The following is a 26356-nucleotide window of genomic DNA, read 5'->3' as shown; positions in this document are numbered from 1 at the left end:
GGCCCCTTCTCTACCGGAGACGTTAAGAAGGGGCCCTTCCTTACACCTCAGCGGAGGCTGCGCAGGCGCGGCGGCACGTTGGCCGCCGCGGCCCGGTCGAGCAGCCAGAGCGTACGGGAGACGCCCTGCACCCCGGCGGCCGGCAACTGCACCGGCCCGGCCCCGGCCAGCGCCATGCCCACCGCCCGGGCCTTGTCCGCCCCGGCGGCGATCAGCCACACCTCCTCGGCCGTGTTGATCGTCGGCAGGGTCAGCGTGGTACGCACCGGCGGCGGCTTCGGGCTGCCCCGTACCGCGCTGACCGGGCGGTTGTCGTGGTGCACCGGGTGCTCCGGGAACACCGACGCCACGTGCCCGTCCTCGCCGACGCCGAGCATCAGCACGTCGAAGTGGGGCACGATCGCGTTCCCGGGCCGGGCGGCGGCGGCCAGCTCCCGCGCGTACCCGGCGGCGGCCGCCTCCGGGTCGTCACCGGCCGGGCCGTCGGACGCCGGCATCGGGTGCACCCGGGCCGGGTCCAGCGGCACCGCGTCCAGCAGCGCCGCCCGCGCCTGCGTCTCGTTGCGCTCCGGGTCGCCGGCGGGCAGGAACCGCTCGTCGCCCCACCACACGTCGACCCGGGACCAGTCGACCGCGTCCCGGGCGGGCAGCTGCCCGACCGCCCGGTACACCGCAGCGGCGATCCGCCCGCCGGTCAGCACCACCGACGCCTGGCCGCGCTCGGCCTGCGCGTCGAGCAGCTTCACCACCAACCGGGCCGCCACCGCCTGCGCCAGCAGGTCGGGGTCGGCGTGTACGGCGACACTCGCCTCAGTCATCCGTCGAGCCCTCGTGTTCCGACCGCCCACCGGCGGTCACCTGTGCCTCCGACCACCCGGTCCGGGCGGTCACTCGTTCGCGGTCGCGCCCGCGTGCGCGGTCACGCCGGCCTCGGCCCGCTGGGCGGTCGCCGGATCCTTCCACACGTGCACCCGCTGGGCGGGCCGCTGGTCGAGTCCGGTGATCCCGGCCGCAGCGCCGAGCGCCTCCGCGTACACCTGGTCGGCGTCGAGGCGGCGCAGCTCCTCGGCCAGCTCGTCACCGAGCGGCCGGCGGACCAGCGGCAGCGTGCGGTCCTCCTGCCCGGTACGCCGGAACACCGCGATGCTGTCGTCGCGGGTCAGCGTCAGCTCGTCGCCGTTGGCGCAGCGCAGCTGCACCTGACGCATGCGCGGGAACTCGTCGGTCCGCTCCCAGGTCGGTTCGATGCCGAGCCGGGCCTTGAGCCACCCGCTCATCAGCGCGGCCGTCGGATCCGACGGTGGCGCCACCACGCTGGCCTCGGTGACCCGGGCCTGGGTGGTGTCGAACGCGCCCGCCACCAGCGTGCGCCACGGGGTGATCCGGGTCCACGCCAGGTCGGTGTCGCCGGGGGCGTAGTCGTGGGCCCGCTGCCGCAGCGCGGCGATCGGGTCGGCCGCCTGCGCCGAGTCGGTGATCCGCCGGTCGGCCACCACACCGAGGAAGTCGGTGGCGATCTCCTCCGGCGGCTCGCCGTGCCACCACGTCACCACCGGTACGTCCGGGACCAGCAGCGGCATCACCACGGATTCGGCGTGCAGCGCGAGCCGCCCGTACATCCGGGTCACCACCGCCTCGCACGGCCCGAGCCGGCCGCCCACGACGATCTCCGCGTCCAGCCGGTTGCGGTCGCGCTCCACGTCGGAGCGGACCACCACGAGCAGGCGGCAGGGGTGCGCCGCCGCGGCGATGGTGGCGGCCGCCTCGGCCTCCCGGACCCGCTTCTCGTCCACCACCACGATCAGCGTGAGCGCCATGCCGCTGGCCACCCCGCCCGCGCTGCGCCGTTCCGCGGCCAGCGCCTTGACCACCTCGTTGCCGGTGGTGTCCCACAGCCCGATCAATGGAGCCTCCTGGTTCGCTCGCAGTGCTCGCTCACGCTCTCCGCCAAGCCCGGCCCTCGCGGGCCAGCATCTCGTCGGCGGCCCGGGGTCCCCACTCGCCGGCCCGGTACGGCTCCGGCGTCGTGCCCTCCCAGGCGTGTTCCAGCGGGTCGACGACCTGCCAGCTCTGCTCGACCTCGGCGGCGTCCGGGAACAGCGTCCGGTCGCCGATCAGCACGTCCAGCACGAGCCGCTCGTACGCCTCGGGGCTGGACTCGGTGAACGCCTCGCCGTACTGGAAGTCCATCGCGATGTCGCGGACCTCCATCGTGGTGCCCGGCACCTTGGAGCCGAACTTCAGCACCACGCCCTCGTCCGGCTGCACGCGGATGACGAGCTGGTTGGGACCGAGGGACTCCATGTCGGCGGCGTTGAACGGCAGGTGCGGCGCCTTCTTGAACATGATGGCCACCTCGGTGACCCGCCGGGGCAGCCGCTTGCCGGCCCGGATGTAGAACGGCACCCCGGCCCAGCGCCGGTTCTGGATGCCCAGCTTCACCGCCACGTACGTCTCGGTGGTGGAGCCCGCCGGGACGCCCTCCTCCTCCAGGTAGCCCTTGGCGCGCTCGCCGCCCACCCAGCCGGGCAGGTACTGGCCCCGCACGGTGTCCTCGGAGACGTCGTGCGGCACGGTGATCGCCTTGAGCACCTTGAGCTTCTCGGCGCGGATCTCGTCGGCGTCGAAGCTCGTCGGCTCCTCCATCGCGACCAGCGCGAGCAGTTGGAGCAGGTGGTTCTGGAGCACGTCACGGGCGGTGCCGACGGAGTCGTAGAAGGCGGCCCGGGTGCCGATGCCGACGTCCTCGGCCATGGTGATCTGCACCGAGTCGACGTACTTGGAGTTCCACAGCGGCTCGAACAGGTTGTTCGCGAACCGCAGCGCCAGGATGTTCTGGACCGTCTCCTTGCCCAGGTAGTGGTCGATCCGGAACACGTCCTGGCGGGTGAAGACGTCGTCGACCAGGTCGTTGAGCGCCTTGGCCGAGGGCAGGTCGTTGCCGAACGGCTTCTCCACCACCACGCGGCGCCAGCCGCCGGACCTGTCGTTGTCCGCCATGCCGGTGCGGGCGAGCTGCTTGAGCACCACCGGGAAGGCCGCCGGGGGGATGGAGAAGTAGAAGGCGGCGTTGCCGGCGATGCCGTGCGAGTCGCGCAGCTCGTCGAGCGTGGCGGCGAGCTGGTCGAACGCGGCGTCGTCGTCGAACGAGCCGCCGACGAACTTGATGTTGCCGGCCAGCCGGGCCCACACCTCCTCCCGCCACGGGGTGCGGGCGTGCTTCTTGGCCGCCTCGTGCGCCACCGACTCGAAGTCGCCGTCGCCCCAGTCCCGGCGGGCGAAGCCCAGCACCACGAAACCGGGCGGCAGGAGCCCCCGGTTGGCCAGGTCGTAGACCGCCGGCAGTAGTTTCTTGCGGGCCAGATCGCCGGTCACCCCGAAGATCACCAGGGCACACGGCTCGGGGATCCGGGGCAACCGCCGGTCCTGGACGTCGCGCAGCGGGTTCACCGGGCCACCTCCTCCTGCGTCTCGGTCCGCTGATTCCAGGTCATTGATCGTCACGTGCGTGTCCGTCCGGCCGTATCCAGCAGCTGGGCGACGCCAGCCGCCCGCTTGGTCAGGTGCAGTCGCAGCACCGGTCGTTCCCGGCCGGCCAGGGCCCGCCGGTCACCGGCGGCCTGGGCCGCCTGGAGCTGCGCGAAGGTGTACGGACGACCGGGCACTTCCAGATCATCGGTGACCGCACCGGTGATCTGGAGGTGCCGGCCGCGGGTGTCCGTGTGCTCCGGCCGGCGCGGTCCCCAGGTGAAGGTGACCGGCCGCCGGGTGTGCCGTGCCAGCAGCGGGCGCAGCCCGGCCAGCGCCGCGTCGGCCCGCGGGTCGAGGTACGCGGTGACCGCGAGGTGTTCCCGTTCGCCCAGCCCGTCGAGCAGCCAGCACAGCGCGCCGGTCAGGTCGGCCGGCGCGCCGCTCGGGGCGTACACCTCGATCGCGTCCTCCACCGACGACGGCGGCCCGCTGTCCGCCTCGTCGTCGGCCGCCGCGGCGGCGGGCGCCGCGAACGGGTCGGTCCGCAGCGTCACCGCGGCGGTCGCGGCGGCGTAGGTCCAGGTGAGCAGGTGCGCGCCGAGCGGCCCGTTGACGGCGACGTCGGCGGCCACGCCCGGGCCGACGCCCGCGCCGAGGGCGCCGCCGAGACCGACTGTGAGCACGCCCGGCCCGGTGGCGCCGGGGGAGTCGGGGGACTCCACGGCCACCGGCAGGAGCCGTCCGCCGGTCGCGTCGGCGAGCAGCGCGCCCGCCCAGCGGCCCAGGCCGTCGAGTCCGGTGCCGTCGGGGACCAGCGCGACCGTGTGCCGGCCCTCGCCGGGCGCCGCGCCCAGGGCCGCGCCGAGCGCGAGGCCCGGATTGTCCCGGGCCCGGTCGAGCGCGGCGGTGAGCGCCTCCGCCTCGTCCAGCACCTCGGCGACCGGCGCGCCGGCCAGCGCCGCCGGGACCACGCCGAACGCGGTGAGCGCGGCCCACGGCCCGGCCACGCCGGGCTCGGCCGGGAGCACCACCGCGCCCAGCTCGTCGGCGCGCGCCGCGAGGTCCGTGCCGGGCTCGGTGACCACCACGACGTGCCGGGCGGCATCCGGGCCCTCGTCCGCCCACGCCTGCCGGTAGGCCCGCAGGTGGGCGTCGGTGGTCCGGTCCAGGCCGTGCCGGGCGGCGAGCACCAGGAGGGTACGCGCCGGGCGGTCGGCGAGCGCGGCCCGGACCGGCCCCGGATCGGCGGTGTCGAGCACCGTCACCGGCCGGCCCAGGCATTCGGCCAGCACCTCGGCGGCGAGCGTGTCGTCGGGGGCGCCGGCCAGCACCACGTGGTCCAGGTCGCTCAGCTCGGCGGCCAGCTCGGCGAGCTGGGGGAGCAGGTCCCGGCTGCGCCGGTGGGCGTGCAGCCAGCCCAGCCGGTCGAGGGCCGCCGGCTCGGCGGCGGGCCCCCAGAGGGCCGGGTCGGCGGCGGCGAGCCGGGCCGGGACGTCGTGGGCGACGAGCGTGGCGCGCGCCGACGCGCCCAGGGCGTCCGCGCCGCGCACGGCCAGACCGGCGGCCATGTCGGCCCGCCCGGCCAGCAGGTCACTCACGGTGCCGCCCCTCACCCAAACCACGGTACGGCGCGACGCGCCCCGGGGCCGGGCCCCGGGACGCGTCGGACGCCGTCTGTCACGCGTTGCCGCCGGCCTGCTGCGCCGCCTGCGCGTTCTTCCCGGCCGCCCGGTGCGGGCTGCCCGAGCCCTTGGCCGCCTCGGCGAGGGACTTCTTGACCCCCTCCAGCAGCTCCACCCAGCTAGCCTCGAACTTCTCCACGCCCTCGCGCTCCAGCGTGGCGATCACGTCGGACAGGTCAACGCCCACCGCCAGCAGGTCGGCGAAGACCTGGCGGGCGTCGTCGTACGCGACGGTGACGGTGTCCGGCTTCGTCTCGCCGTGCTCGGCGTAGGCGTGGATCACCGGCTCCGGCATGGTGTTGACGGTGCCGGGCGCGATCAGCTCCTCGACGTAGATGACGTCCCGGTAGTCCGGGTTCTTCGTCGAGGTGGAGGCCCACAGCGGGCGCTGCGGGTGGGCGCCCGCGTCGGCCAGCTTCTGCCAGCGCGCCGAGGAGAACACCTCGCCGTAACGCTCGTACGCCAGCCGGGCGTTGGCGACAGCGGCCTTGCCGCGCAGCGCCTTGGCCCGGTCCGAGCCGATCTTCTCCAGCCGCTTGTCCACCTCGGTGTCGACCCGGGAGACGAAGAACGAGGCGACCGAGCCGATCTTCGACAGGTCGTGCCCGTTGGCCTGCGCCTGCTCCAGGCCGGCCAGGAAGGCCTCCATCACCTGCGAGTACCGGTCCAGGCCGAAGATCAGCGTGACGTTGACGCTGATCCCCTCGGCCAGCGTCGCGGTGATCGCGGGCAGGCCCTCCTCGGTGGCCGGGATCTTGATGAACAGGTTCGGCCGGTCGACCAGCCACCACAGCGCCTTGGCCTCGGCGACGGTCTTCGCCGCGTCGTGCGCCGAGCGCGGGTCCACCTCGATCGACACCCGGCCGTCCACGCCGCCGCTGGTCTCGTACGACGGGCGCATCACGTCGCAGGCCCACCGCACGTCGTACGTGGTGAGCATGCGGACCGCCTCCTCGACGTCCACACCACGTACGGCGAGGTCACGAAGCTGCCAGTCGTACTCGTCGGCGTCGCTCAGCGCCTTGGCGAAGATCGTCGGATTGGTGGTCACCCCGGCCACGTGGCTCTCCCGGCGCAGCTTGTCCAGCCCGCCGGAGCTCAGCCGTACCCGGGAAAGGTCGTCGAGCCAGATCGCCACCCCGGCGCCCTGGAGCTCCTTCAGCCTGTCCGTCATGCCGTCCACGCTCCCCTCAGTTGCCGGTCGTGAAACCGGTGATGTCGCCCACCCGGGTCAGCGCCGCGTGCGCGGCGGCCACGATCCGGTCGGGGGTGAACCCGAACTGCTCGAAGAGCACGGTGTGCGGCGCGCTGGCGCCGTAGTGCTCGATGCTCACGCACTCGCCGCTGTCGCCGACGATCGCGCGCCACGACATCGCGATGCCCGCCTCCACGCTCACCCGTGCCTTTACCCCGCGCGGCAGCACCGACTCCCGGTACGCCTCGTCCTGCGCGAAGAACCACTCCTGGCAGGGCATGGAGACGACCCGGGTGGGGGTGCCGTCGGCCTCCAGCCGCTCCCGTGCGGTGAGGCAGAGCTGCACCTCGGAGCCGGTGCCGACGAGGATCACCTGCGGCTTGCCGTTCGACGCCTCGGCCAGCACGTACCCGCCCTTGGCGACGCCCTCGGCGCCGGCCAGGTCGGTGCGGTCGAACGTCGGCAGCGCCTGGCGGCTGAGCGCCAGCGCGGTCGGCCGGTCGGTGTGCTCCAGCGCCTGCCGCCACGCCCAGACCGTCTCGTTGGCGTCGGCCGGGCGCACCACGTCCAGGCCGGGGATGGCCCGCAGCGCGGTCAGGTGCTCGATCGGCTGGTGCGTCGGGCCGTCCTCGCCGAGGCCGATCGAGTCGTGCGTCCAGACGTACGTCACCGGCAGCTTCATCAGCGCGGCCAGCCGCACCGCCGGGCGCATGTAGTCGCTGAACACCAGGAACGTGCCGCCGTACGGGCGGGTGCCGCCGTGCAGGGCGATGCCGTTGAGGATCGCGCCCATGGCGTGCTCGCGGATGCCGAAGTGCAGCGTGCGGCCGTACTCGTCACCGGGGAAGTCCTTGGTGGCGTGCGCGGCCGGGACGAACGACGGCTCGCCCTTCATCGTGGTGTTGTTGCTCTCGGCCAGGTCGGCCGAGCCGCCCCACAGCTCCGGCAGCACCGGCGCCAGGGCCTCCAGGATCTTGCCGGAGGCGGCCCGGGTGGCGACGCCCTTGGCATCCGCCGGGAAGGTCGGCAGCGCGTCGGTCCAGCCGGTCGGCAGCGTACGGGTGGCCATCCGGTCCCACAGCGCCTTGCGCTCCGGGTTGGCCTGCGCCCAGGCGTCGAACCCGGTGGTCCACTCGGCCTGCTCCTGCGCGCCACGCTCCAGCACCTGACGGGCGTGCTTGAGCACCTCCTCGTCGACCTCGAAGGTGCGCTGCGGGTCGAAGCCGAGGATCTCCTTGGTGGCCTTCACCTCGTCCGCGCCGAGCGCCGAGCCGTGGATCTTGCCGGTGTTCTTCTTGTTCGGCGCGGGCCAGCCGATGATGGTGCGCAGCGCGATGAACGACGGCCGGCCGGTCTCCGCCTTGGCGGCCAGCAGCGCCTGGTACAGCGCCTCCACGTCCTCGTGGTAGTCGCCCTGGTCGGCGTCGCCGCTGCGCCAGTCGACGGTCTGCACGTGCCAGCCGTACGCCTCGTAGCGGGCCGCCACGTCCTCGCTCTTGGCGATGCGGGTGTCGTCCTCGATCGAGATCTCGTTGTCGTCGTAGATCACGCAGAGGTTGCCGAGCTGCTGGTGACCGGCGAGCGCGCTGGCCTCGTGGGTGATGCCCTCCTCGATGTCACCGTCGGAGGCGATGCACCAGATGTCGTGCCGGAACGGCGAGTCGGCGCGGTCCGGCTCGCTGTCGAACAGGCCGCGCTCGCGGCGGGCCGCCATCGCCATGCCGACCGCGTTGCCGAGGCCCTGGCCGAGCGGCCCGGTGGTGGTCTCCACGCCCGGGGTGTGGCCGTGCTCCGGGTGACCCGGGGTGAGCGAGCCCCACTGGCGCAGCGCCTTGAGGTCGTCCAGCGACAGCGGGTAGCCGGAGAGGAAGAGCTGGATGTAGAGCGTCAGGCTGGAGTGGCCGGCGGAGAGCACGAACCGGTCGCGCCCGGCCCAGTTCGGGTCGGCGGGGTTGTGCCGCATGACCCGGTTGAAGAGCAGGTACGCCACCGGGGCGAGGCTCATCGCCGTCCCCGGGTGGCCGTTGCCGGATTTCTCCACGGCGTCCATGGCCAGCACGCGGACCGTGTCGACGGCCCTGCGGTCGAGGTCGGACCAGTTGAGAGCGGGAAGCTCGGGTCGGTTGGCAGCCACGATGGTTGTGCTCCTCGGCAGATGGGCGGAACCCTCACTGATGACCCTATCGAGCGGTGCTAAACGTCCGCCCGGGGATCTCAGCATGCTGTTCTGTACGGATCGCGGACGTCCGGTCGTTCAACCCCAGGTGTGACGGCTCGCACCGTTGCCGGGTCTGCGGGGCAGCCAAAACGACGCCGCGTAGTGTGTGGGGCGGTGTGTGGACCTCGACGGGTCCGGGCCGAACGACCTCCCCCCGCCGATGCCGGAAGGTGGCAATCCGTGAGCATGATCACCGAGCGCCCCGTCAGCAACCCTGCCGGGCAGCCGCCGGTGGGCGCGGTGGCGGAGGCGCCGGCGAGCGGCCGGCGGGACGTACGCGCCGTGGTGGCGGCGTACGTGGCGCTGACCAAGCCGCGGATCGTCGAGCTGCTGCTGGTCACCACCGTTCCGGCGATGATGCTCGCGGACGGCGGCATGCCGTCGCTGTGGCTGGTCGCCGTCGTGCTCGTCGGCGGCTCGCTCGCGGCCGGCGCGGCGAGCGTCCTGAACTGCTACATCGACCGGGACATCGACCAGCTCATGCGGCGCACCAAGCGCCGCCCACTGCCCGCGCACACGGTTTCGCCGCGCAGCGCGCTGATCTTCGGTCTGGTGCTGGCGGCCGTCTCGGTGGCGCTGATGGCGGCGACCACCAACTGGCTGGCGACGGTGCTGACGCTCGCCGCGATCGCCTACTACGACCTGGTCTACACGCTGTGGCTGAAGCGGACCACCGCCGCCAACACGTTCTGGGGCGGCATCTGCGGGGCCGCGCCGGTGCTGATCGGCTGGGCCGCTGTCACCGGCTCGCTGGCGCCGGCCGCGTGGGGCCTGTTCGCCGTGGTCTTCTTCTGGCAGATGCCGCACTTCTACGCGCTGGCCATCAAGTACAAGGCCGACTACGCGCGCGCCGGCGTGCCGATGCTGCCGGTGGTGGCCTCGGTCCGGCGGGTCAACGCCGAGATCATCGGGTTCTCCTGGCTGACCGTGCTCTCCTCGCTGGCGGTCTGGCCGCTCGGGATGAGCCCGATCTACGGTGTCACCGCGCTCGTGGTCGGCGGGATCTTCCTCGTCGAGGCGCACAAGCTGTGCCGTCGCGCGACGCGCGGCGAGGCGGTCAAGCCGATGCGGCTGTTCCACTGGTCCACCACGTACCTCACGATCCTCTTCGCGGCCGTCGCGCTCGACGCGCTGCTCTGACGCGCCCGTCCGGCGGTTCATCAGAAATTTTTTTCGGGCTTCCCCGGAGGGGTCCAACCCGGACAGATTGTGACGATCTCGCCCGCCCGCTTCGCCCAGATATAAGCGACATATGCAGGCGAATTACCTGTGGTTCTTCTTAAACCGGCGGGTAATTGGCATCACATTCAGTTCATGGTTCTCGCACATCCGGGTGGAACTCTGCTTAGGCTTCGCGTCATGGCAGATGGTTCCGATACGACGCTGACGGCTGACAAGACCGCGGAGCAGGCCCCCAACGGCCTGGTCGCGGGCATCAAGTCGTTCGCCGCCGGACACGGCGGCGCGAAGGCGGTCATCGAGTACGTCGGCAAGCGCGGCGCACGGATCGTCCTCGTGGGTTCCGACGGGGTATGGGCAGACCAGTTCGCCGACGGCACCGACGTCGCGCGGCAGGCCTGCGCGAAGGCCGGGGTCGACGTCGAGAACGCCTGGGAGCGTGAACTGATGGACCAGATGCGTCCGAGCAACGACCTGTGGCGGTCGATGGCCCGGCGCACGATGGCCCGTTGACATAACCGAATGACCAACCACCACCAGTCGACCCGGGGGAGACCCCGGGTCGCTTTCGTCACCTGCGCCGAGCTGCCCGACCTCGACCCGGACGACCGGCTCGCGCTCGGCCCGCTCGCCGCCCGCGGGGTCACCACCGAGATCGCGGTCTGGGACGACCCGGGCGTCGACTGGTCCCGGTACGACCTGGTCGTGATCCGCTCCCCGTGGGACTACGCGCGGCGGCGCGACGAGTTCGTGGCCTGGGCGCGTACCGTGCCGGCCCTGGTCAACCCGGCCGACGTGGTCGCCTGGAACACCGACAAGCGCTACCTGTCCGAGCTTTCCGCCGCCGGAGCGCCCACCGTGCCGACGCAGTGGGTCGAGCCCGGGCGGGAGTGGACCCCACCGGCGGGCGGCGAGTACGTGATCAAGCCGGCGGTCAGCGCCGGCAGCCAGGACACCGGCCGCTACGACCTGACCGACAGGGAGCACTGGGAACTGGCGGTGGCCCACGTACGGCGGCTCTCCGACGCCGGGCGGGTCACCATGGTCCAGCCGTACCTGGAGGCGGTGGACACCGCCGGGGAGACCGCGCTGCTGTTCCTGGCCGGGCCCGACGGCCTGGCGTTCAGCCACGCGATCCGCAAGGGTCCGATGCTGACCGGGCCGGACCTGGGCAAGGCCGCGCTCTACAAGGAGGAGCGCATCGACGCGCGCACCGCCACCGCGGAGCAGCGCGCGGTGGCCGAGAAGGTGCTGGCAGCCGTGCCGGGCGGCCCGGACCGGCTGCTCTACGCCCGGGTCGACCTGATCCCCGGCCCGGACGGCACGCCCGTGCTGGTCGAGCTGGAGCTGACCGAGCCGAGCCTGTTCGTCGGGTACGCCGACGGCGCCCCGGACCGGCTCGCCGACGCGGTGCTCACCCACTTGACCCCCCGCGCCTGACCCGTCCCGCCTGGCCGCGGCCGTGGCCGTGGCCGTGGCGAGCGTGCCGGCCCTGGCGGCGTCCGGGCTTTGGCAGCGGGCCCGGGACCGCGACCCTCCCGGCTGCGGACGCACCTCGCCGACCCACCCAACGCGGTGCACGCAACGCCAGGCTGTCTCAGGGCTCGAGGCACCCACGGTGTTCCACTCGCTGTCTGCCGGGGCCCTGGATGGAACGGCATGGGTGTCTCAGGGCTGTCCAGGCACCCATGGTGTTCCACTCGCGATCCGTCCGTGCCGTGAGTGGAACGCCATGGGTGGCACGAGGGGGCGCGTTTCCACTCGGGCTGGCGGCGCGTTTGCCGGCCGTCGCCGCCATCGTGGCGTCGGCGGCTTTCGCCGGGGCCCACCGGGCCGCGTCTTCGATACCATCAGCGCGCGCTGCTCGGCCTGCACGTCGCCAGGCTGCTGCACCGCGACGGCGATCTCTGGGTGCTGATCGTCGCGTACGCGGTCAGCAACGGCAGCTTGGTCATGCTGGCTGTCACCACCGACGCCGGCCCGGCTGAACCGGAGCCGCCCGAGCCGCCGGTGCCGCCCGCGCCGCCGGAGGTCAGTCGCGGTCGCTGTGGTTGCGTGCCCAGCGGCCGCCGATCGGCGGCGTGTCCAGCCGCAGCGCGGCCTCGGTGCCGGCCAGGTCGTTGTCCTCGAACGCGCACGAGACGCAACTGCCCGCCTCAGTGACCCAGATGCCGTACGCCTGGGTGTCGGCGTCCCGGTGCCAGATCCGGTTGCCGCGCACGGTGGCCGAGTCGAACGGCGCGGCGATGGTGATGCCGCCGCAGGCCGGCGGGCCGTCCGGCAGCTCGTACCTCGTGCCCGGCCCCGGGGTGGCCTCGTTCCAGCCGGTGGTGCCGTCCGGGCGTACCTCGGCCAGGGAGAGCCGGGTGGCGCTGTTGTCGGACACCACCGCGTCCCGTGAGCCGACCCGGACCACCTTGCCCCGGTGCCCGCCGTCGGGCCAGTCCGCGTTGCCGTCGGTGAGCTCGCGCGGGCCGTAGCGCACCGCCTCGCCGGAGCCGGAGCAGGCCGGGGCGGAGCGGCGGCCGTTGTCCCGGATCCGGTTGCCCACGATCGAGGTGTCCAGCATCGGCCGGTCGATCCGGATGCCGTCCAGCGCGTTCTCCCGGATGTCGTTGTCCTGGATCACCACGTCGGCCGCCGCGCCCCGGTAGCCGTGGCCCAGGTCGTGCTCGTGGTAGCCGAAACCGCCGTTGCGGCTGATCCGGTTGCCCTGCACCGTGTACGGGCCGGGGGTGTTGCCCATGCTGATCCCGTCGCCGACGTTGGCGTCGATCACGCAGCCGGTGAGCAGGCCGCCGCGCCCGGCCACCCCGGCGGTGCCGTTGCCGGACACGTCGAAGCCGGCCTCCAGGTTGTTGGTCATGGTGCAGCCGGAGACGATCAGCCCGTCGGCGCCCCAGTCGGAGATGCCGAACCGGTTGGCCTGGCTGTGGCAGCCGATGATCCGGAAACCGCGCGGTGGGGTCCAGTAGTCCTTCTGCAACTCCAGGAAGATCCCGTTGGTGCCGTTGCCGATGGTGGTGCAGTTGGCGATGGTGAGGCGTTCCACGTCGCCCCAGCCGCCGATACCGACGCCGATCCCGGCGCCGCCCATCTGGTCGCCGTTGTCCAGCCGGCCGCACCCCACCACGACTACGCCGTCGATCAGGCTGTCCTGGAGGAAGTCACAGCCCAGGCCGGTCGCCCCGGTGTGGTGGATGTAGAGGTTGCGGAACACGCCGCGCACCACGTACTGCAGGCCCAGCCCCTTGGCCAGGTAGTCGTAGGAGGTCTGGGCGACCCCGGAGCCGTCGATCTCGAAGTCGGCGAACGTGCAGTCGGCGATGTGCCGGTCCCGGTCGGCGCCGTGCTGCACGGTGGTCCAGTACGCCAGCGGGACCGGTGCGCTGCGGTCGCCCTCGTTGCTGAGCAGGAACCGGGTCGCGGCCGGTCCGGCGCCGATCAGCGAGACACCGCTGCGCCAGACGGTGCCGGCGTCGCGGATCGAGTACAGGCCGGGCGGACAGTAGATCACCCGGGCCCGGCCGTCGGCGTCGTACCCGGCGCCGAGCCGGTCCACCAGGGCCGCCAGCGCCGGCTGGTCGTTCGTCACCCCGTCGCCGGTGAGGCCGTGCTCGTGGGCGTCGCACCACAGCGGCGCGCCGGCGACCGGCGTCAGCCGTTGCGGCGTGGTGGTGGCGAGGCTCTTGCGCGGCACCGGGAACTCCCCTCGGGCGTACGGTCCGTGGCCCGGACCGCTTTCCCGTTCCCGTCGTGCGATAACGTCCCGCTCAGGCGCCGGCGCCCACCGGCTCGGCGACCGGCTCGGCCGGGGCCGGCGGGGCGGCCGGCAGCCGCTCCCGGGTCGCGAACAGGACGCCGAGCGTGGCCAGCAGCACCAGGCAGGAGCCGAGCATGTGCGCGCCGACGAGCACGCCCGGCAGGTGGGTGAAGTACTGGACGAAGCCGATCACGCCCTGGCCCAGCTCGACCGCGATCAGCACCGCGGCGGCCCGCGCCGCGCGCTCCGCGCCGACCGCCCGGAACGCGAAGTACAGCGCCACCGAGAGACCGATCAGCAGGAAGACGCCGTCGGCGTGCACCTGCGAGATCTGCGTCGGGTCCAGGCCGTTGCGGGCCGCGCCGTGGTCGCCGGCGTGCGGGCCGCTGCCGGTCACCCAGGTGCCGACCACCAGCACCGACGCGCTCACCGCCGTGGTGATCCAGGCGAGGGTACGCAGCGGCGCCGGCACGGTCGGGCTGACCGGCCCGTCCGGCTCCTTGATCCGCCGCCAGAGCGCGTACGCGGCGGCGATGACCGCCATCGAGGCGAGGAAGTGCAGCCCGACCACCCACGGGTTGAGGTTGGTCAGCACGGTGATGCCGCCGATGACCGCCTGGGCCGGGATGCCGAACAGCACGCCGACGGCCAGCGGGAGCAGCCCGCGCCGGCGGGGACGGTGGGCCAGCACGGCCAGCACGACGGCGAGTGCGATGATCCCCACCGCGAAGGTGAGCAGCCGGTTGCCGAACTCGATCACCCCGTGCACGCCCATCTCGGCGGTCGTGGTGTAGGAGTCGTCGGTGCACCGGGGCCAGGTGGGGCAGCCGAGGCCGGACGCGGTGAGCCGGACGGCCCCGCCGGTGACCACGATCGCGACGTTCGCGATGATCGAGGCGAGCGCGAGGCGGCGCAGCAGCGTGGACGAGACCGGGAACCGGACGGAACGCTTCACGGAGCGAATCCTACGCACCGTAGTTGATCCCGATCGGGTGACTCCGCCACCCCGGTGGTCGGAATCACCGGACCCGGGTTTGCGAGCCCCGGACGATTTACGTAACGTTGCCGTTGTGAAAAACGCGGCGGCGCTGTCCCGGGCGTCGGTGACCGGTGCGGTCACCGGCGGTTCGCGGTCGCGTCGTGGCACCCGGCACGTCGAGCGGGAGTCCGCTCCGGCCGACCTGTCGACCCGTGACCGGGTCACCCAGCTCCTGCTGGAGCGGGGCGCCACCACCGCAGCGCAGCTCGGCTCGGCGCTCGGCCTCAGCCCGGCCGCGATCCGCCGGCACCTCGACGCCATGCTCGCCGACGGCGACGTGGTCGCCCGCGACCAGGTCGTGCGCGGCAGCCGGGGGCGGGGCCGGCCGGCCAAGGTCTTCGCGCTCACCGAGGCGGCCCGGGGCCGCTGCGGCACCCACCACTACGACAACATGGCCACCGCCGCGCTGCGGTGGATCGCCCGCACCGGCGGCGCCGAGGCGGTCGCGGCGTTCGCGGCCGAGCAGGTCTCCGCGCTGGAGACCCGCTGCCGGGCGGCCATGGAGGACGCGGGAGACGCGCCGCTCGCGCGGGCCGAGGCGCTCGCCGGGGCGCTCACCGCCGAGGGTTACGCTGCCAACGCGTCCACGATCGCCTCCGGCGGCCAGCTCTGCCAGCACCACTGCCCGGTGGCGCACGTGGCCGCCGAGTTCCCTCAGCTGTGCGAGGCCGAGACCGAGGTCATCTCCCGTCTGGTCGGCACCCACGTACAGCGCCTGGCCACCATCGCGCACGGCGACGGCGTGTGCACCACGCACATTCCCGCCCAGTCCGGTTCCACCGTCACCACTGTGAGGACAGATAGATGACCGAGCAGATCGTTCAGCCCCTGACCCAGGAGGAGCAGCTCGCGGCCCTCGGTCGTTACGAGTACGGCTGGGCCGACCCCGACGTCGCCGGGGCGTCCGCCCAGCGCGGCCTCAGCGAGGCGGTGGTGCGGGACATCTCGGCCAAGAAGAACGAGCCGGCCTGGATGCTCGACCTGCGGCTCAAGGGCCTGCGGCTGTTCGGCCGCAAGCCGATGCCGAACTGGGGCGCCGACCTCACCGGGATCGACTTCGACAACATCAAGTACTTCGTGCGGTCCACCGAGAAGCAGGCCACCTCCTGGGAGGACCTGCCCGAGGACATCAAGAACACCTACGACAAGCTCGGCATCCCGGAGGCGGAGAAGCAGCGCCTGGTCGCCGGTGTCGCGGCGCAGTACGAGTCCGAGGTGGTCTACCACCAGATCCGTGAGGACCTGGAGGAGCAGGGCGTCGTCTTCCTGGACACCGACACCGCGCTCAAGGAGCACGAGGACCTGTTCAAGGAGTACTTCGGCACGGTCATCCCGGTCGGCGACAACAAGTTCGCCGCGCTGAACACCTCCGTCTGGTCCGGTGGCTCGTTCATCTACGTGCCGAAGGGCGTGCACGTGGACATCCCGCTGCAGGCCTACTTCCGGATCAACACGGAGAACATGGGCCAGTTCGAGCGGACGCTGATCATCGTCGACGAGGGCGCGTACGTGCACTACGTCGAGGGTTGCACCGCGCCCATCTACTCCTCCGACTCGCTGCACAGCGCGGTCGTGGAGATCATCGTCAAGAAGAACGCCCGGTGCCGGTACACGACCATCCAGAACTGGTCGAACAACGTCTACAACCTGGTCACCAAGCGTGCCGTGTGCCACGAGGGCGCGACCATGGAGTGGGTCGACGGCAACATCGGCTCCAAGGTCACCATGAAGTACCCGGCGGTCTACATGACCGGCGAGCACGCCAAGGGCGAGGTGCTCTCGGTGGCCATGGCCGGCGAGGGCCAGCACCAGGACGCCGGCGCCAAGATGGTGCACGCCGCGCCGCACACCTCCTCGACCATCGTGTCGAAGTCGATCGCCCGGGGCGGCGGCCGCACCTCGTACCGCGGTCTGGTGCAGGTGCTGGAGGGCTCGACCAGCAGCAAGAGCACGGTCAAGTGCGACGCGCTCCTGGTCGACACGATCTCCCGCTCCGACACCTACCCGTACGTCGACATCCGCGAGGACGACGTGTCGATGGGGCACGAGGCGACCGTCTCCAAGGTCAGCGAGGACCAGCTCTTCTACCTGATGAGCCGGGGCCTGAGCGAGGACGAGGCGATGGCGATGATCGTGCGCGGCTTCATCGAGCCGATCGCCAAGGAGCTTCCGATGGAGTACGCGCTGGAGCTCAACCGCCTGATCGAGCTGCAGATGGAGGGCGCGGTCGGCTGACGCCGGCCCCCGTCCTCCGCCTCACCTGACACCTCGTCGCAGAACACAAGGAAGAGATGACTACCCAGGCTTCCGCGCCGCCCACGACCAAGTCGCAGGCGCTCCGCTCGTACGACGTCGCCGACTTCCCGGCCCTGACCGGCCTGGAGGAGGAGTGGCGCTTCACCCCGCTCAAGCGCCTGCGCGGCCTGACCGGGTCGGCGCAGGGCGCGACCGGCGCGGTCCGGCACGAGTACGGTGACCTGCCCGAGGGCGTCACCGTCGACCGGATCGGCCGGGACGACCCCCGGGTGGGCAGCGTGCTCACCCCGTTCGACCGGGTCAGCGCGCTCGCGTACGGCGGGGCCGACCGCGCGCTGCTGGTGCGGGTCGCCCGCGACGCGGTGGTGGAGGCGCCGGTGCGCCTGCGGGTGGTCGGCGAGAACGCCGAGGCGCTCGCCTTCGGCCACACGTTCGTCGAGGTGGACCGGTTCGCCGAGGCCACCGTGGTGATCGAGCACGTCGGCTCGGCCACGCTGGCCGACAACGTCGAGGTGTCGGTGGGCGACGGGGCGAAGCTGACCCTGGTCACCGTCGCCGACTGGGCCGACGACGCGGTGCAGGCGCAGCATCTGAAGGTGCGGCTGGGCCGCGACGCCCGGATCCTGCACGTGCAGGTCAGCCTCGGCGGCGACCTGGTCCGGCAGTACACGTCGGTGGAGTACACCCAGCGCGGCGGCGAGGCCGAGCTGTACGGCGTCTACTTCGCCGACTCCGGCCAGCACCTGGAGCACCGGCAGCTGGTCGACCACACCGTGCCGGACTGCCGCAGCAACGTCGGCTACCGGGGCGCGCTGCAGGGCGACGACGCGCACACGGTCTGGGTCGGCGACGTGCTGATCCGCGCCGAGGCCACCGGCACCGACACGTACGAGATCAACCGGAACCTGCTGCTCACCGACGGCGCGCGGGCCGACTCCGTACCCAACCTGGAGATCGAGACCGGCGAGATCGCCGGCGCCGGGCACGCCAGCGCGACCGGCCGGTTCGACGACGAGCAGCTGTTCTACCTGATGGCCCGGGGCATCCCGGAGGCCGAGGCGCGGCGCCTGGTGGTGCGCGGCTTCTTCGCCGAGCTGATCAACAAGATCCCGGTCGAGGACCTGCGCGAGCGCCTCGGTGACGCCATCGAGGCCCGGCTGGCGAAGGCCGGCGCCTGATGCTCAAGATCTGCTCCACCGAGGACGTGCCGAAGGGCACCGCGATCAGCGCCGACGTGGACGGCGTGCAGGTCGCGATCGTGCACGGCGAGGACGACGTGTTCTACGCGGTGCACGACGAGTGCTCGCACGCCGCCGTGGCGCTGTCCGAGGGCGAGGTCGAGGGCTGCACGCTGGAATGCTGGCTGCACGGATCCCGTTTCGACCTGCGTACCGGTGAGCCCACCGGGCTGCCCGCGACCGAACCCGTACCCGTCTATTCCGTCGAAGTCCGCGACGGCGACATCTACCTTTCCGTGGACGGCGACGGCCGTCCGCTGCCGAGCAATGGAGTGACCCGCTGATGAGCACCCTGGAGATCCGCGACCTGAAGGTGTCGGTCAAGCTGCCCGAGGGTGAGCTCAAGCCGATCCTGCACGGGGTCGACCTGACCGTGCGCTCCGGCGAGACGCACGCCATCATGGGCCCGAACGGCTCCGGCAAGTCGACGCTGGCGTACTCGATCGCCGGTCACCCGAAGTACGAGATCACCGGCGGCGAGGTGACCCTCGACGGCGAGGACGTGCTGTCCATGTCCGTCGACGAGCGGGCCCGCGCCGGTCTCTTCCTGGCCATGCAGTACCCGGTCGAGGTCCCCGGCGTGTCGGTGGCCAACTTCCTGCGTACCGCCAAGACCGCCATCGACGGTGAGGCGCCGAAGCTGCGCACCTGGGGCGGCGAGCTGCGCGGTGCCATGGAGCGCCTCCAGATGGACCCGGCGTTCGCCCAGCGCAACGTCAACGAGGGCTTCTCCGGCGGCGAGAAGAAGCGGCACGAGATCGTGCAGCTGGAGCTGCTCAAGCCGAAGATGGCGATCCTCGACGAGACCGACTCCGGCCTGGACGTGGACGCGCTGCGCGTGGTCAGCGAGGGCGTGAACCGGGTACGCGACACCGGTGACACCGGCCTGCTGCTGATCACCCACTACACGCGCATCCTGCGTTACATCAAGCCCGACTTCGTGCACGTCTTCGTGGCCGGCCGGATCGTCGAGCAGGGCGGCCGGGAGCTGGCCGACAAGCTCGAGGAAGAGGGCTACGAGCGCTACGTCGCCGGAGCCGGCGCGGCACGGGCCTGACCTGCCATGACCTCGATGGCCATCCCGGCGGGCATGCCGCAGTACGACGACGTGCCGCGCTTCGACGTGGCGAAGGTGCGGGCCGACTTCCCGATCCTCGACCGGGAGGTCAACGGCCACCCGCTGGTCTACCTGGACAGCGCCAACACCTCGCACAAGCCGCGGCAGGTGCTCGACGTGCTCGCCGAGCACTACGCGCTGCACAACGCCAACGTGTCGCGCTCGGTGCACACGCTGGGCACCGAGGCCACCGAGGCGTACGAGGGCGCGCGGGCGAAGATCGCCGCGTTCATCAACGCGCCGAGCGTGGACGAGGTGGTGTTCACCAAGAACTCCACCGAGGCGATCAACATCGTGGCGTACGCCTTCTCCAACGCCTCGCTGCGCGCGGACGGCGACCCCCGGTTCCGGCTGGGCCCCGGCGACGAGATCGTGATCTCCGAGATGGAGCACCACTCGAACATCGTCCCGTGGCAGCTGCTGGCGGAGCGCACCGGCGCGACGCTGCGCTGGTTCCCGGTCACCGACCAGGGCCGGCTCGACGAGTCCGGCCTGGACGACCTGGTCACCGAGCGGACGAAGATCGTCTCGCTGGTGCACATGTCGAACATCCTCGGCACCGTCAACGCCACCTCGCGGATCACCGCGCGGGTCCGCGAGGTCGGCGCGCTGCTGCTGCTCGACTGCTCGCAGTCGGTGCCGCACCTGCCGATGGACGTGGTCGACCACGACGCCGACTTCATCGTCTTCACCGGGCACAAGATGTGCGGCCCGACCGGCATCGGCGTGCTCTGGGGCCGGGGCGAGCTGCTCGCCGCGATGCCCCCGGTGATGGGCGGCGGCTCGATGATCGAGACGGTGACCATGGGCGGCTCGACGTTCGCCGCGCCGCCGGCCCGGTTCGAGGCGGGCACCCCGCCGATCGCCGAGGCGGTCGCGCTCGGCGCTGCGGTGGACTACCTCACCGCGATCGGCATGCCGGCCATCCAGTGGCACGAGAAGGAGCTGACGGCGTACGCGCTGGACGCCCTCGCCACCGTGCCCGGCCTGCGGATTTTCGGCCCGACCGTGCCGGTGGGCCGGGGCGGGACGATCTCGTTCGCGCTCGGTGACGTGCACCCGCACGACGTCGGGCAGGTGCTCGACTCGCTCGGCGTGCAGGTGCGGGTGGGCCACCACTGCGCCCGGCCGGTGTGCACCCGGTTCGGGGTGCCGGCCACGACGCGGGCGTCGTTCTACCTCTACACCACCACCGCGGAGATCGACGCCCTGGTGGCGGGTCTGGAGCGGGTGCGGAAGGTGTTCCAGTGATGCAGCTCGAATCCCTCTACCAGGAGATCATCCTGGACCACTACAAGCACCCGCACGGCCGCGGCCTGCGGGACGCGGCGGACCCGGCCGCCCGGGTCGGCGAGGCGCACCACGTCAACCCGACCTGCGGCGACGAGATCACCGTACGGGTGGCGACCGACGGCACGGTGTTCACCGACATCTCGTACGACGGGATGGGCTGCTCGATCAGCCAGGCGTCGGCGAGCATCCTGCACGAGCTGCTGCGCGGCAGGGCCGCGAGCGACGCCGCGGTGGTGCACGAGGCGTTCGTGCAGTTGATGTCCGGGCGGGGCCAGGTCACGCCGGACGAGGACGTGCTCGGAGACGGGGTGGCGTTCGCGGGTGTCGCGCGCTACCCGGCCCGGGTGAAGTGCGCGCTGTTGTCGTGGATGGCGTTCAAGGACGCCGCGGCACGCGCCGGGGTGGGCGTGAGCCCGGAGGTGAAGGCATGAGCGACGAGAACATGACCCCCGAGGCTGGCGCGGTGGCGACGGACGGCGCGGCCGTCAACGGTGCTGTTGCCGGCGGCGCGGCCGCGGGCGCGGCGGCGCCGGCCGGCGGCAAGGCCGCTATCGGCGACATCGAAGAGGCGATGAAGGACGTCGTCGACCCCGAGCTGGGCATCAACGTGGTCGACCTGGGCCTGGTGTACGGCGTCCACGTCGACGACGACAACGTGGCCACCCTGGACATGACGCTGACCTCGGCGGCCTGCCCGCTGACCGACGTGATCGAGGACCAGGCCCGGCAGGCGCTGACCACCGGTCCCGGTGGCGGCCTGGTGAACGACATCCGGATCAACTGGGTCTGGCTGCCGCCGTGGGGCCCCGACAAGATCACCGACGAGGGGCGCGACCAGCTCCGCTCGCTCGGCTTCAACGTCTGACAGTTCTCCCGGTCACCGCCACGGGCGCGGCACCCTTGAGGGGTGCCGCGCCCGCGGTGTTCTCTCGGCATGATCGACACCGTTACGCCGATGTGGTGTGGTCGGAGTGGCTTTGATGCCGCCACATTGGCGAAGTGGTGTCGATCAAGGTGACGTGGCGGCACTGCCACCGGCGTTGGTGCCCCGAACAGCGAGATCTTGGTACGAGATCGCCCCTGCGGGGGCAGATTCGTACCAAGATCTTCAGCCCAACCCAGCCCAGCCCAGCTCGAACCCGGGGCGCGGGAAAACCGGTTTCGGGGTGGGGGAGTGGGGCGCAGGATGAGCGGGTGATCGAGGCGTACCCGAAGCAGACTCCTGTCCGTGCGGCCACCGCCGCGCGTCGACAGCGCATCCTGCCGCCGGCCGCCTCGGCCCACCACCCCTCGTCGTGACCGGGGCGTTCCTGGCCGGCCTGGTCGCCGGCTACGGCGTCGCCATCCCGGTCGGCGCGATCGCGATCCTCATCCTCGGGCTCAGCGCGCGTACCTCGTTCCGGGTCGGTTCGGCGGCGGCGCTCGGCGTGGCCACCGCCGACGGGCTGTACGCGGCCGTGGCGGCGCTGGGCGGGGCAGCGGTGGCGAGTGGCCTCGCGCCGTTCGCGGGTCCGCTGCGGCTGATCGCCGCGGGGGTGCTGCTGGCCCTCGCCTGCCTCACCGCCTGGCGCGCGATGCGCCCACCCGCCCCGGCGCAGGAGCCGAACTCACCCGCCCCGGCGCAGGAGCCGAACTCACCCGCCCCGGCGCAGGAGCCGAGTCCGCGGGGTGGCCTGGACACGCCGGTGCGGGCGTTCGCCGCGGTCCTCGCGCTGACCCTGCTCAACCCGGCCACAGTGGTCTACTTCGTGGCGCTCGTCCTCGGCCGGGGCGACGTGCTCGGCTCCGGCGGGGCAGGTGCGATCGCCTTCACGGCCGGGGTGTTCCTCGCCTCGGCCAGCTGGCAGCTGCTGATCGCCGGCGGCGGCTCGCTGATCGGCCGGGCCCTCACCGGTCCCCGTGGGCGGCGGGTCACCGCGCTGCTGTCCAGTGTCATCATCGCCGCCCTCGCGGTCGCCACAGTGCTCGGCGTCTGACCGAAGGGGACGGCCGCGGCCCGACGGCATCGATCGGATTCCGGGAGCCGGGACGACCTGGAGCATCGTCCGGACGCAACCGCATCATCTTCGCGGCTGATGTTCGGAGTCGCGAGTGGTCCTAGGGTCACGGAACAATCCGTGGACCGTTCACGTACATCCGGTCATCCCCACCGGTCGTGCGTCGATCCACACCAGACCCAGCAGGGAGAAGACTTGAGGATCACCCTGTGGCGTCCGCCGCGCGACCGGCAACCCGCCCGGCGCGGACGGACCGCTGCCCTCCTCGTCGCCGCGCTGGCCGCGGCGACGCTTCCCGTTCTCGCGGCGCCCGCGCCCGCCTCTGCCGCACCCGGCGTCCACGGGCCGTGGCAGAAGGTGGACGGCAAGCCGGCGGCCACCAAGGCGGGCCGCCAGGCCGCGATCAAGGCCAAGCGGCTGACCGCGTACAAGCTGGACCGCGGCACCATGAAGGGCCTGCTGGACAAGGCGCCGGCCGAGAAGCGCGTCGCGGTGGCCCGGGTGGCGAAGCAGGTGGTGTCGCTGCCCGCTCCGGACGGCACGTTCCAGCGCTTCGAGCTGGTCGACTCGCCGGTCATGGAGGCCGGCCTGGCCGCGAGGCACCCGGAGATCACCACGTACGCCGGCAAGGGCCTGGACGACCCGGCCGCGACCATCCGCGCGGACCTCACCCCGCTCGGGTTCCACGCCTCGGTCCGGTCGGCCAAGGGCAACTGGTACATCGACCCGTACTACCAGCGTGACCAGAGCCTGTACGCGAGCTACTTCGCCCGCGACCTGGAGCACCCGGAGGGCGAGTTCGTCGAGCGTGCGGACGTCACGCAGGAGGCGCACGCCCTGGCCGAGGAGATCGCCGAGGCGGAGGTCCCGGCCGGGCCGCTGGTGAAGCTGCGCACCTACCGGGTGGCGCTGGTGACCGACCCGTCGTACGCCACCTACTTCGGCGCGGAGAACGTCACCGCCGCGAAGGTGACGCTGATGAACCGGGTCACCCAGATCTACGAGGACGAGACGGCGATCCGGCTCGTGCTGATCAACGACACCGACAAGACCAACCTGAACACGCCGGCCCTGGCCACCGAGCCGAACGGCCCGTGCGGCGCGGCGGCCTGCTTCACACCGGCGCAGCTCACCTCCTGCGGCAGTGGCACGCTCAGCCGTAACCGGATCGTGCTCGGCCAGCTGGTCGGCGCGAGCAACTACGACGTGGGCCACGTCGGCCTGGGCGTCAACGGCGGCGGCGTGGCCAGCCTCGGCGTGATCGGCGGCAACGGCAAGGCGCAGGGCTGCACCGGCCTGCCGACACCGGTCGGCGACTTCTACGCGGTCGACTACGTCTCGCACGAGATGGGTCACCAGTTCGCCGGCAACCACACCTTCAACGGCACCCAGTACAACTGCTCGGGCGGCAACCGCAGCGCGGCCAACTCGTACGAGCCGGGCAGCGGTTCGTCGATCATGGCGTACGCGGGCATCTGCCAGCAGGACAACCTCCAGCCGCACAGCGACCCGTACTGGTCGCACCGCAGCTACACCGAGATCACCAACTACGTCACGTCGAACCGCCCGGCCATCAACGAGGTGCAGAACGTCTCGCTGTACGGGTTCGACGCCGACGGTGACTCGTTCACCATCAGCTACGCGGGCAGCGACTCGGCGCCGATCACGCGGGGCTTCAACTACACCACCGCGGGCATCAAGGCGGCCATCGAGGGCATCGCCGGCTGGCCGGCCGGCGCGACTGTCACCGTGGCCGCGTTCGGTGGCAGCGGCACGCTCAACGACAACGGCTTCCAGGTGACGTTCGGCGGCACGCTGGCGACCACCAACGTGGCGTCGCTGGAGCTGACGAACGCCTCCGGCGCCTCCGGTTTCGTCGGTGAGACGGCCAAGGGCGGCGCCATCGACAACGGCGGCTGGCTGGTCGAGGAGACCACCAACCACGCCCCGGTGGTCACCGTCCCGGAGACCGTCACCATCCCGGTGCGTACGCCGTTCGCGCTGACCGGCAGCGCCACCGACGCCGACGGCGACACCGTCACGTACCTGTGGGAGCAGAACGACAGGGGCGCCACGACGGGCACCGCGCTGACGAACAACACGAAGGTCAACGGTCCGCTGTTCCGGGTGTTCGGCGAGGCGGCGATCGTGTCGCCGACGGACACGCTGAAGTACTACTCGCCGGGGCTGAACGCGGTCACCACCGACTCGACCCGGGTGTTCCCGGACATGCGGCAGATCCTGGCCGGCAACACCAACGCGGCCACCGGCGCCTGCCCGGCTGCCCCGGCGCCGCCGGCCACCGGTGGCGCGTCGAACGTGCCGGCCGAGCTTGTCGACTGCTACTCCGAGTTCCTGCCCACCCGCGACTGGGTCGGCATCGCGGGTGACCGGACCCTGCACTTCAAGCTCACCGCCCGGGACGGGCGGCTGGGTGGCGGCGGCATCGGCAGCGGCGACGTCGCCGTGGTGCTGGCGCCGGACGCGGGTCCGTTCCTGGTGACCTCGCAGGGCGCCGCCGCCGTCCTGGACGGCGGCTCGACCCAGACCGTGACGTGGGACGTGGCCGGCACCGACGTGGCGCCGGTGAACGCCGCGCAGGTGAAGATCTCGCTGTCCGCCGACGGCGGGCTGACCTTCCCGTACGTGCTGGCGGAGCAGACCGCCAACACCGGCTCGGCGACGGTGACGCTGCCGAACGTGGCGACCGGGAAGGCCCGGATCAAGATCGAGGCGGTCGGGAACGTCTTCTTCGACGTCAACGACGCCGACTTCACGATCCGGTCCGCCCCGACCGTCACCAGCACCGCCCCGGACGGCGTGAGCGTCCAGTACAGCGACGCGCTCTCGCCTGCCGTCACGGTCACCGCCACCGACGGCGACACCACGGGCGCGGACCTGACCGCCGCCGCCACCGGGCTGCCCGCCGGCCTGTCCCTGGCCGTCACGAGCACCTCCGCGGCCGACGCCCGGCCAGGCTCGCGTACCTGGACGGTCGCCGGCACCACCACGGCGGCCCCGGGTGCCTATCCGGTCACGGTGACCGTCTCCGACGGCTCCGGGCTGACCGGCAGCACCTCGTTCACGATCACGGTCACCGCCGAGGACGCGGCGGTCAGCTGGGCCGGTGACACGCTGGTGAACACCGCGACCGGCGGCGCCTCCGGCAAGGCCCTGCTGCGGGCCGTGGTCCGGGACAGCTCGGTGCTGCCCGGCGCGACGGACACCACAGCCGGTGACATCCGGACCGCCACCGTCACCTTCACGAAGGACGGCGTGACGCTCTGCGCCGCAGTGCCGGCCCTGCTGGGCACGGCCACCACGAGCGCGTCCGCGGCGTGCGAGGCCACGCTGCCGAAGGGCACGCACACCGTCACCGCGACAGTGGGCGGCAACTACACGGGCAGCACCACCGCGCAGGTCACAGTCGCCGTCTCCGACGGCGGGTTCCTCACCGGTGGCGGTCACCTGACCGCCACCCGCTCGGCGGGCACCTACCCGGCCGACGTGAACTCCACCGTCGAGGTGGAGCTGAACGCGAAGCCGGGCAAGGCGAACAAGCCCGCCACCGGCAAGGCCGAGATCGAGTTCCGCTCCGGCGGGAAGGCGTACACGATCAAGGCCGGCACCGTCGACGCGCTCGGCGTCACCTCGGCGGGCAAGGTCGCCCAGGTGCGCTACCAGGCCGCCCTGTACGACAACAAGGGCAAGCTGGTGGCCTCCGGCCTGACGCTGGCCGTCACGGTGACCGACCGGGGCGCCCCCGGCAGGAACGACACCGTCGGGGTCACGCTGTGGAAGGGCGGCGCGCTGCTGTTCTCGTCCGACTGGACGGGCGGCGGCACCGCCGAGGTCACGCTGAAGGGCGGCAACCTCACCGTCCACTGATCCACCCGGTAGACGCGGGA

General features: G+C 72.2%; 21 protein-coding genes. 13 read left to right on the top strand and 8 right to left on the bottom strand.

Translation table 11 applies throughout. The features are described from left to right. Window positions 1-47: 47 nt before the first annotated feature. The 6 genes from pgl to tkt form a co-directional block, all read right to left on the bottom strand. Window positions 48-818, bottom strand: a complete 771-nt coding sequence (gene pgl / locus HA073_RS17320) for a 6-phosphogluconolactonase (RefSeq protein WP_043329628.1) — start codon at window positions 816-818, stop codon at window positions 48-50. A 69-nt stretch (window positions 819-887) separates the two neighbouring features. Beyond that, window positions 888-1904 carry a glucose-6-phosphate dehydrogenase assembly protein OpcA gene (locus tag HA073_RS17315; RefSeq protein ID WP_043329629.1) on the bottom strand — a complete coding sequence of 339 codons (1017 nt, stop codon included), beginning with the start codon at window positions 1902-1904 and terminating at the stop codon, window positions 888-890. A gap of 31 nt (window positions 1905-1935) precedes the next feature. Continuing rightward, window positions 1936-3450: a glucose-6-phosphate dehydrogenase gene (gene zwf, locus HA073_RS17310; protein ID WP_043329630.1), complete on the bottom strand. Its 1515-nt coding sequence runs from the start codon at window positions 3448-3450 to the stop codon at window positions 1936-1938. A 50-nt stretch (window positions 3451-3500) separates the two neighbouring features. Beyond that, window positions 3501-5069, bottom strand: coding sequence for a glucose-6-phosphate isomerase (locus HA073_RS17305; RefSeq protein ID WP_166456911.1), 1569 nt, complete (start codon window positions 5067-5069; stop codon window positions 3501-3503). A gap of 79 nt (window positions 5070-5148) precedes the next feature. Next, window positions 5149-6327, bottom strand: coding sequence for a transaldolase (gene tal, locus HA073_RS17300; RefSeq protein ID WP_166456859.1), 1179 nt, complete (start codon window positions 6325-6327; stop codon window positions 5149-5151). Window positions 6328-6343: 16 nt separating this feature from the next. Further along, entirely contained in the window at window positions 6344-8482 is a 2139-nt protein-coding gene (gene tkt / locus HA073_RS17295; protein WP_043329631.1) for a transketolase, read from the bottom strand. A gap of 264 nt (window positions 8483-8746) precedes the next feature. Here tkt and HA073_RS17290 point away from each other — a divergent pair, with 264 nt between their 5' ends. The 3 genes from HA073_RS17290 to HA073_RS17280 all read left to right on the top strand — a co-directional run bounded on the left by HA073_RS17290 (window position 8747) and on the right by HA073_RS17280 (window position 11185). Beyond that, window positions 8747-9706, top strand: a complete 960-nt coding sequence (locus HA073_RS17290; protein ID WP_043329632.1) for a heme o synthase — start codon at window positions 8747-8749, stop codon at window positions 9704-9706. Between the two features lie 219 nt (window positions 9707-9925). Beyond that, the gene (locus tag HA073_RS17285; protein ID WP_013287454.1) at window positions 9926-10258 is read left to right on the top strand and encodes a hypothetical protein; all 333 of its coding nucleotides are present in this window, start codon (window positions 9926-9928) and stop codon (window positions 10256-10258) included. Window positions 10259-10267: 9 nt separating this feature from the next. Next, window positions 10268-11185 carry a RimK family alpha-L-glutamate ligase gene (locus HA073_RS17280; protein ID WP_166456858.1) on the top strand — a complete coding sequence of 306 codons (918 nt, stop codon included), beginning with the start codon at window positions 10268-10270 and terminating at the stop codon, window positions 11183-11185. Between the two features lie 592 nt (window positions 11186-11777). Here HA073_RS17280 and HA073_RS17275 read toward each other — a convergent pair. Both HA073_RS17275 and HA073_RS17270 read right to left on the bottom strand, forming a co-directional pair. After that, window positions 11778-13445 (bottom strand): right-handed parallel beta-helix repeat-containing protein, encoded by a 1668-nt coding sequence (locus HA073_RS17275; protein ID WP_069089091.1) that lies wholly within the window; start codon window positions 13443-13445, stop codon window positions 11778-11780. 73 nt (window positions 13446-13518) lie between these two features. Beyond that, window positions 13519-14481, bottom strand: coding sequence for a heme A synthase (locus HA073_RS17270; protein ID WP_181373768.1), 963 nt, complete (start codon window positions 14479-14481; stop codon window positions 13519-13521). A 208-nt stretch (window positions 14482-14689) separates the two neighbouring features. Between HA073_RS17270 and HA073_RS17265 the strand changes: the two genes are divergently transcribed. The 10 genes from HA073_RS17265 (at window position 14690) to HA073_RS17220 (ending at window position 26336) form a co-directional block, all read left to right on the top strand. Continuing rightward, on the top strand, window positions 14690-15355 hold the full coding sequence (locus HA073_RS17265; RefSeq protein WP_223201463.1) for a metalloregulator ArsR/SmtB family transcription factor: 666 nt from the start codon (window positions 14690-14692) through the stop codon (window positions 15353-15355). Next, window positions 15352-16782 (top strand): Fe-S cluster assembly protein SufB, encoded by a 1431-nt coding sequence (sufB, locus tag HA073_RS17260; protein ID WP_013287447.1) that lies wholly within the window; start codon window positions 15352-15354, stop codon window positions 16780-16782. The genes HA073_RS17265 and sufB overlap by 4 nt, the downstream gene beginning before the upstream one ends. Window positions 16783-16838: 56 nt before the next feature. Next, window positions 16839-17981: a Fe-S cluster assembly protein SufD gene (gene sufD, locus HA073_RS17255; RefSeq protein ID WP_069089093.1), complete on the top strand. Its 1143-nt coding sequence runs from the start codon at window positions 16839-16841 to the stop codon at window positions 17979-17981. After that, a complete protein-coding gene (locus HA073_RS17250) occupies window positions 17981-18325 on the top strand; it encodes a non-heme iron oxygenase ferredoxin subunit (RefSeq protein ID WP_064445305.1) in 345 nt (114 codons plus the stop codon). Before sufD ends, HA073_RS17250 begins: the two co-directional genes overlap by 1 nt. Beyond that, window positions 18325-19098 (top strand): Fe-S cluster assembly ATPase SufC, encoded by a 774-nt coding sequence (gene sufC, locus HA073_RS17245; protein WP_064445306.1) that lies wholly within the window; start codon window positions 18325-18327, stop codon window positions 19096-19098. Before HA073_RS17250 ends, sufC begins: the two co-directional genes overlap by 1 nt. 6 nt (window positions 19099-19104) lie before the next feature. After that, window positions 19105-20409, top strand: a complete 1305-nt coding sequence (locus tag HA073_RS17240; RefSeq protein WP_064445307.1) for a cysteine desulfurase — start codon at window positions 19105-19107, stop codon at window positions 20407-20409. Then, window positions 20409-20882 (top strand): Fe-S cluster assembly sulfur transfer protein SufU, encoded by a 474-nt coding sequence (gene sufU, locus HA073_RS17235; RefSeq protein WP_064445308.1) that lies wholly within the window; start codon window positions 20409-20411, stop codon window positions 20880-20882. Before HA073_RS17240 ends, sufU begins: the two co-directional genes overlap by 1 nt. A gap of 11 nt (window positions 20883-20893) precedes the next feature. Then, window positions 20894-21316, top strand: a complete 423-nt coding sequence (locus HA073_RS17230) for a metal-sulfur cluster assembly factor (RefSeq protein WP_064446423.1) — start codon at window positions 20894-20896, stop codon at window positions 21314-21316. Window positions 21317-21746: 430 nt separating this feature from the next. Then, window positions 21747-22427, top strand: coding sequence for a LysE family transporter (locus HA073_RS17225; protein ID WP_166456857.1), 681 nt, complete (start codon window positions 21747-21749; stop codon window positions 22425-22427). 216 nt (window positions 22428-22643) lie between these two features. Next, window positions 22644-26336: a M12 family metallo-peptidase gene (locus HA073_RS17220; protein WP_240925819.1), complete on the top strand. Its 3693-nt coding sequence runs from the start codon at window positions 22644-22646 to the stop codon at window positions 26334-26336. Window positions 26337-26356 lie beyond the last annotated feature (20 nt).

Origin of the sequence: Micromonospora sp. CMU55-4, assembly GCF_011602315.1 — a bacterium.
Classification (GTDB): Bacteria; Actinomycetota; Actinomycetes; order Mycobacteriales; family Micromonosporaceae; genus Micromonospora; species Micromonospora chalcea.
Note: the sequence above shows the minus strand (reverse complement) of the source record. Positions and strands in the feature narration are given on the sequence as shown.

Excerpts from the sequence above, each read along its gene's own strand:
- HA073_RS17240 (WP_064445307.1), top strand. The coding sequence starts at position 19,105 with ATGACCTCGATGGCCATCCCGGCGGGCATGCCGCAGTACGACGACGTG.
- HA073_RS17285 (WP_013287454.1), top strand. The coding sequence starts at position 9,926 with ATGGCAGATGGTTCCGATACGACGCTGACGGCTGACAAGACCGCGGAG.
- sufC (WP_064445306.1), top strand. The coding sequence starts at position 18,325 with ATGAGCACCCTGGAGATCCGCGACCTGAAGGTGTCGGTCAAGCTGCCC.
- pgl (WP_043329628.1), bottom strand. The coding sequence starts at position 818 with ATGACTGAGGCGAGTGTCGCCGTACACGCCGACCCCGACCTGCTGGCG.
- HA073_RS17230 (WP_064446423.1), top strand. The coding sequence starts at position 20,894 with ATGACCCCCGAGGCTGGCGCGGTGGCGACGGACGGCGCGGCCGTCAAC.
- sufD (WP_069089093.1), top strand. The coding sequence starts at position 16,839 with ATGACTACCCAGGCTTCCGCGCCGCCCACGACCAAGTCGCAGGCGCTC.
- sufU (WP_064445308.1), top strand. The coding sequence starts at position 20,409 with ATGCAGCTCGAATCCCTCTACCAGGAGATCATCCTGGACCACTACAAG.
- sufB (WP_013287447.1), top strand. The coding sequence starts at position 15,352 with ATGACCGAGCAGATCGTTCAGCCCCTGACCCAGGAGGAGCAGCTCGCG.
- tal (WP_166456859.1), bottom strand. The coding sequence starts at position 6,327 with ATGACGGACAGGCTGAAGGAGCTCCAGGGCGCCGGGGTGGCGATCTGG.
- HA073_RS17280 (WP_166456858.1), top strand. The coding sequence starts at position 10,268 with ATGACCAACCACCACCAGTCGACCCGGGGGAGACCCCGGGTCGCTTTC.
- HA073_RS17250 (WP_064445305.1), top strand. The coding sequence starts at position 17,981 with ATGCTCAAGATCTGCTCCACCGAGGACGTGCCGAAGGGCACCGCGATC.